Origin of the sequence: Candidatus Pantoea deserta, assembly GCF_003813865.1 — a bacterium.
GTDB classification, from domain to species: Bacteria; Pseudomonadota; Gammaproteobacteria; order Enterobacterales; family Enterobacteriaceae; genus Pantoea; species Pantoea deserta.
This window is the reverse complement of record NZ_RMVG01000013.1, coordinates 139,511-145,772: the sequence shown is the minus strand read 5'-3', so window position 1 is coordinate 145,772 and position 6,262 is coordinate 139,511. Positions and strand designations below refer to the sequence as shown.

At 53.7% G+C, this 6,262-nt stretch carries 7 protein-coding genes; 1 reads left to right on the top strand and 6 read right to left on the bottom strand.

All coding sequences use genetic code 11. The annotated features are described in order from the left end of the window. Nucleotides 1–376: 376 nt before the first annotated feature. Entirely contained in the window at nucleotides 377–1,300 is a 924-nt protein-coding gene (locus BBB56_RS16360; RefSeq protein ID WP_123801998.1) for a Kdo(2)-lipid IV(A) acyltransferase, read from the bottom strand. A 238-nt stretch (nucleotides 1,301–1,538) separates the two neighbouring features. Here BBB56_RS16360 and trhO point away from each other — a divergent pair, with 238 nt between their 5' ends. Continuing rightward, nucleotides 1,539–2,588, top strand: coding sequence for an oxygen-dependent tRNA uridine(34) hydroxylase TrhO (gene trhO, locus BBB56_RS16355; protein WP_123801997.1), 1,050 nt, complete (start codon nucleotides 1,539–1,541; stop codon nucleotides 2,586–2,588). 41 nt (nucleotides 2,589–2,629) lie between these two features. On the opposite strand, the gene solA is transcribed toward trhO, so the two are convergent. The 5 genes from solA to pyrC form a co-directional block, all read right to left on the bottom strand. Next, the gene (gene solA / locus BBB56_RS16350; RefSeq protein ID WP_123801996.1) at nucleotides 2,630–3,748 is read right to left on the bottom strand and encodes an N-methyl-L-tryptophan oxidase; all 1,119 of its coding nucleotides are present in this window, start codon (nucleotides 3,746–3,748) and stop codon (nucleotides 2,630–2,632) included. Nucleotides 3,749–3,843: 95 nt separating this feature from the next. Then, nucleotides 3,844–4,098, bottom strand: a complete 255-nt coding sequence (gene bssS / locus BBB56_RS16345; protein ID WP_123802006.1) for a biofilm formation regulator BssS — start codon at nucleotides 4,096–4,098, stop codon at nucleotides 3,844–3,846. A gap of 218 nt (nucleotides 4,099–4,316) precedes the next feature. Beyond that, nucleotides 4,317–4,586, bottom strand: a complete 270-nt coding sequence (locus BBB56_RS16340; RefSeq protein WP_123801995.1) for a hypothetical protein — start codon at nucleotides 4,584–4,586, stop codon at nucleotides 4,317–4,319. A 145-nt stretch (nucleotides 4,587–4,731) separates the two neighbouring features. After that, on the bottom strand, nucleotides 4,732–4,977 hold the full coding sequence (gene dinI / locus BBB56_RS16335; protein WP_123801994.1) for a DNA damage-inducible protein I: 246 nt from the start codon (nucleotides 4,975–4,977) through the stop codon (nucleotides 4,732–4,734). Nucleotides 4,978–5,046: 69 nt separating this feature from the next. Next, on the bottom strand, nucleotides 5,047–6,093 hold the full coding sequence (gene pyrC / locus BBB56_RS16330; RefSeq protein ID WP_123801993.1) for a dihydroorotase: 1,047 nt from the start codon (nucleotides 6,091–6,093) through the stop codon (nucleotides 5,047–5,049). Nucleotides 6,094–6,262: the final 169 nt, after the last annotated feature.

The following is a 6,262-nucleotide window of genomic DNA, read 5'->3' as shown; positions in this document are numbered from 1 at the left end:
TTGTAAAATAAGTTAATTTTTCTACACACATTAGCTATCGGAAAGAATTGCAACTGGAGAAATAAGAAAAGCCCTGGAATAAAAATAAATTAGTGCCAAATAAGATAAATCTCAAACATTAATTTTCCAGCCATTAGTTAACGCGATAAAGGGATATATCTGGCTTTTCGCGCTTAATTAATTCAGCGAGCATAAACTATTTAAAAGGAAAGCGAAGCGACATAAGCGAGACTACAGCTTGTGGCGGCACAGATTAAGGGCTATTTAAATAAATAAACAGTTAAATCAATATCTTGCGATATTTTTATTTTACAGATAAGCGTAAGCGGCAGTTAAGAGTAACCGAAGCGGGAGCGTAAACTCCCGCCAGGCAGGGTTAATAGCGTGAAGGCTCGCCTACAGGACGGGTTTTAAAGCGGCGGTGCAGCCACATATATTGTTCCGGCGCCAGCAGTACTCCTTCTTCTACCACTTTATTCATTTGCGCGGCGGTGGCGGCATCGCTCTCCAGCGGCATCTGCGCGCTGACGTCAGGTAAAATCAGCATCTGATAGCCGCGCCCGTGCGGCAGGCGTCGCGGAACGAAAGGCACCACGTGCGGCTTACCGCTGCGGATCAGAAGATAGGTGCCCACGGTGGTTGCCGCTTTCTCGACGGCGAAGAAGGGCACAAACACGCTGCTGCGCGGACCGTAGTCGTGATCGGGCGCATACCAGATAATGTCGCCGTTTTTTAACGCACGGATCATGCCCTTCAGGTCTTTACGATCCAGCATGCCTTTATTGGAGCGCATACGCCCCCAGGTCTGTAGCCAGTCGAGCAGTTTATTATCGTTGGGCCGGTAGACGCCGATACCGGGATTGTAGATGCCAAAAATACGTGCGCCCAGCTCCAGGGTGAGAAAGTGCATACCGATCAGCAGCACGCCGCGCTGTTCATCTTTGGCTTTTTGAATATGCTCAAGGCCTGATACGTCGAACCACTTTTTAATACGCCAGTCAGGCCAGAACCATGCCATCCCGGTTTCAATCAGCCCCATGCCCACGGATTCAAAATTATGCTTAACCATCGCTTCACGTTCGCTGGTGGGCATCTCAGGAAAGCATAGCTCCAGGTTGCGCTGAGCGATGGCGACGCGACGCTTCATAAAGCGCATGGCGATACGGCCGAGTCCGCAGCCCAGCACATACAGCAGCGGATAGGGCAGCAGCACCAGCAGATAGAGAAAGGCGATACCCAGCCAGGTAAGCCAGTAACGGGGATGTAAAAGCGATCGGGAAAACTGCGGCAGTTGAGTCATATGAAAAAGCTTATCCTGCGTAAGGCACCCTGGGTGCAAATATCTTGTTGATTTTCACTATTGTGCCAGTTTTTCTCCTGCGCTGAAATAAACGCGGCCTGATTGCGCACGATGCAACCAGAAAGAGGGCCGTCAGCGCTTTTTCAATAAAAACTGGACCAGATCAATTTTCTTTGCATCCTGTTCTATTGCTGTATCATGTGCGGCGCAATTTTTTAACCCAACAGGAAAGAACACCATGCCAGTGTTACATAACCTCGTTAACAACAAAGAGCTCAAGGCGCGTATGCTCGCGGAGACTGAACCGCGCACTACCGTCTCTTTCTATAAATACTTTCATATTGCGGACCCTAAAGCGTTCCGCGATGCTCTCTACCTGGGCCTGACCGAGCTGAAGGTATTTGGCCGCGTCTATGTGGCAAAAGAGGGCATCAACGCGCAAATCAGCGTGCCGGCCAGCCGTTATGAGCAGATGAAAGCCTTTCTCTATGGTTTTGACCCTGCGCTGGATAATCTGCGCATGAATATCGCGCTGGACGACGATGGCAAGTCCTTCTGGGTGCTGCGCCTGAAGGTTCGCGATCGCATTGTAGCGGACGGTATTGAAGATGACAGCTTCGACGCCAGCGATGTCGGCACCTATCTGAAAGCGGCGGAAGTCAATGCCATGCTGGACGATCCCGATGCGGTATTTGTCGATATGCGCAACCACTATGAGTACGAAGTGGGACGTTTTGACAAGGCGATGGAGATCCCGGCCGATACGTTTCGCGATCAGCTGCCGATGGCGGTTGAGATGCTCCAGGAGCAGAAAGATAAAAAAATTGTGATGTACTGCACCGGCGGTATTCGCTGCGAAAAAGCCAGCGCCTGGATGCGTCATAACGGTTTTGAAGATGTTTATCATATTGAGGGCGGCATTATTGAATATGCGCGCCGCGCGCGTGAGCAGGGGCTACCCGTGCGCTTCAAGGGTAAAAACTTTGTTTTTGACGAGCGTATGGGCGAGCGCATTTCCGACGACGTGCTGGCGCAGTGCCATCAGTGCGGCACGCCCTGTGATACCCATACCAACTGCGTTAACGACGGCTGTCATCTGCTGTTTATCCAGTGTCCGGACTGCGCTGAAAAATTCCACAACTGTTGTAGCCCGCTCTGTATGGAAGAGTCGCAGCTGCCGCCGGAAGAACAGCGCGCGCGGCGCGCAGGGCGTGAAAACGGCAACAAGATTTTCAATAAGTCGCGTGGCCGCCTGACAATGGCGATTCCGGCGCCGGACAAAGAGTAACTCGCCAGCCTGACGCGGCGGCGTCAGGCTTTTACGCCGCTTTAGTGGTTAAAACGCGAAAGCGAGAAGGGCGCGAGATTAAAGGAGAAGGGCTTACCGAGCGCAAATTCGGTGGCCAGTTCGCCCAGTACGCTGGCGAACTTAAATCCATGTCCGCTCAGTCCGGTAATAATCAACCGGTCTGGCTCTCCCGGCAGGGTATCGATAATAAAATCTTCATCCGGGCTAATATCATAGCTGCACGCTTCACCATGCAGGCAAACCCCTACGCCAGGCAAAAATTTACGCAGGAAGGCAAAGGCGTCGCTGCCGTCTTCCGGGAAACTGCCGAAAGGTTTGCGATCCTGCGGCTCGCTCATCGGCTGTCCGCCGTCATGGCGTCCTAACTTCAGCGCATTGTTATCGGCCGGAAAGCCATAAAAATGGCTGCCGTTCTCCATTTCGACCGTGAAGCCTGGAAATTTATTATTTTCGCTGTAGCGGCCGTCGGCCTGATACCAGGCGAACACTTTGCGCGTGGGTTTGAGGGGTAAACCCGGCACCAGCTTGCCTACCCAGGTTCCTGCACTGATAAGCAGCTTGCGCGCGCGAAAAGTGCCGTCCGCCGTTACCACCTGTTGCAGATCGCCATCGCGGCCAATCTGAGAGACGCCGCAGTTAAACAGCTGGGCGCAACCGGCCTTTTCGGCAAGTGAAATCCAGCTGCGTACCGCCTGTTCGCATTTCAGATAGCCGGACTGAGGCTCGTACACGCCAATATAGCCGTCCGGCACGCTAATCTGCGGCCAGCGCTGACGCACCTCCTCTGCCTGCAATAGCTGCACGTCCAGCTTCCAGGCCTGCGCGCTGTCGATCACATTGCGAATAAAGGCTGAATTTATCGGCGCAAGGTTAATAATGCCGCTGCGGTGCATAATGCGCTCGCCCGACTGCTGCTCCAGCTCATCCCATAGCGTCTGGGCGCGCAGAACCAGCGGAACATAACGTTCGCCTTCGCCGTAGGCGTGGCGGATCAGACGCGTTTCGCCATGATGGGCGCCCTGGCTGTGCGGCGGGTGGCCGGAATCGATCATCAGTACCGATAATCCTGCCTGAGTGGCGTAAAAACCGGCTGCTGCGCCTACCGAGCCGCTGCCCACCACAATCAGATCATAAATCATTGAATTGACACTCCTGAAAGCCGTAACACTTAGCAGCATAACAGAATCAGAAATGAAAAAGGCACCCCTGAGGGTGCCCGTTTACCTGGCCAAAGCTAGTGTTTAGACTGGTAACGCCCAATCTCTTCGGCCGATTCTATCTTGGCAATGCCAGCTTCAAGAATAGAAATAAATTGCCTTGCCACGTCGGTTGTCAGCCAGTAGGTTGGCCCGACGTCGGCTTCTTCTTCTTTTTGATCCTGTGAGGAGAGCGAATGCAGGCGGATCATCATGGCGTCGTAGCTGTCTACGGTACTGATATCCCACCCTACCAGCGGGTGAGTCTGAATAACGTCTTTATGCTTATCCATTATAACCTCCATATTACTCGTTAAACGAAGTGCTTGATGAGGTTCAATGCGGCTTTTTTATCCAGTAGCGAGACAATTATAACAGAAAAACAGGCCTTTCCGATTAAAAAATGCGGCGAACAAAAAACGAGCAAAATATTCAGCGTTAAAAAAGGGCGTAAAAAAAATAAAATGCCTGACGTATCAGGCAGGTTTCTGACGCGCGCGCCGGGAGAAAATCAGGTATGTGATTGCGCCGGTTGCACGCTGTGGTGTTGCTGCAACGCCAGCGCCAGACGAGCAAAGTGCTGCTGCAAATGTTCATCGTGGTTTTGATTCTGCGCTTCCAGCGTCAGATGATGCACCAGTAGCTGCGCGGCCCGCTCGTCAAGGCAGAAAGTCAGGCTGGAAAAGGCGCTTTCCAGCACCGTGAGGCGGCGCTGTTGTTCAGCTATTAGCGCCAGCAGTTCACCAAAGGTCATAGCCTCTTCTGGATTTTCAGTCATCATTTACTCGCATCTCCTGTTGAGCATAACGCGCGCAAGAATAGGCAATAGATCGATCAGAGTCTAGATGCAGGAAAAAGTTATCGCGAGGGAAGAGAGAGATAAAAAAGCCGGGTGGCGAAACCCGGCAAAAACTGCGCAGTGGCGGTTAATCGGTAATAAACCAGTCGTCAGCGCTTTCCCAGGTCTCCTGGAGAATATCGCTGATCCGATCGCGCGTCTCTTTACCGCCGCCCAGCACGCTAAGCTGGTTTGCGGTGGCATAGCGCACCTTGACATGGTTCTGGCCGTCGGGAAATTCTTCGTCGATACGGCGAGACAGTTCCGCCGTTAACGCGTCCATGGCGCCCGGCGGAAGAGGGGAAGTTTTGGCAACGGTAATTTCAACACGCATAGCAGCCTCCAGATAAGATACTGTATATATTTACAGTATATTTAATCCGGAGGCAAGGAAAAGCGTGGATTAGATTTTTACCCGCCAGTTGAGCGTTTCGCCGGCAAGGAAGGGCACCAGCGCGTGTTCACCCATGGAAATGCTCTCATCGACTTTCCAGGCCTCACGCACCAGCGTGATAGTGCCTTCATTAAGCGGCAGGCCATAGAAACGCGGCCCGTTTTCCGAACAGAAGGCTTCCAGATGCGCCAGGGCGCCCAGCTCCTCAAATACGGTGGCGTAAGCCGGCAGTGAAGTCGGCGCGTTAAAGACGCCCGCGCAGCCGCAGCTTGCCTCTTTCAGATGACGCAGATGCGGCGCGGTATCGGTGCCGAGGAAGAAGCGCGGATGGCCGCTTGCCACGACTTTGCGCAGGGCTTCCTGGTGCACGTTGCGCTTGAGGATGGGCAGGCAATAGAGGTGCGGCCGCACGCCGCCCACCAGCATATGGTTACGGTTAAACATCAGATGCTGCGGCGTAATAGTCGCACCCAGCTTGTCGTTGCCTTCCTCTACGTACTGCGCGGCTTCCCGCGTGGTGATGTGTTCAAACACCACTTTCAGTTCCGGATACTGTTTGCGCAGCGGCTCCATCACGCTCTCGATAAAGCGCGCCTCGCGATCGAAAATATCGACCTCGGCGTGGGTCACCTCGCCGTGGATCAGCAGCGGCATCCCGATTTTCTGCATGCGCTCCAGCACGCGGCTGATAGCGGCAATATTAGTGACGCCGTGGCTGGAGTTAGTGGTCGCGTGCGCCGGATAAAGTTTAGCTGCGGTAAAGACCCCGCTGCTGAAGCCCTGCTCAATCTCATCGGGATCGAGCGAATCGGTCAGGTAGCAGGTCATCAGCGGGGTAAAGCGATGGTCTGCCGGCAGCGCCGCCATAATGCGTTCGCGATAGGCCACGGCGGCGGCCACGCTGGTCACCGGCGGCACCAGATTAGGCATCACGATGGCACGTCCGTTTACCGCGCTGGTATAGGGCAGGACCGTATTCAGCATTGCGTCATCACGCAGATGAATATGCCAGTCGTCAGGGCGGCGGATAGTAAGTTGCTGAGGGTGTGCAGTCATCAGTGAAGCTCCGGCTAGTCAGGAAACGTAGAGGCGCGTTTTGGCCGGGTACAAAGGATAAGGCGTCGGGCAACCGTTTGCACTTCTTTTCTTACGGCAAAAGAAAAACGGCAGCGCGGCAAAGGCAAGGCGAGCGCGCGGGTCACAGGGCCGGACGGCAAAAAGCCGA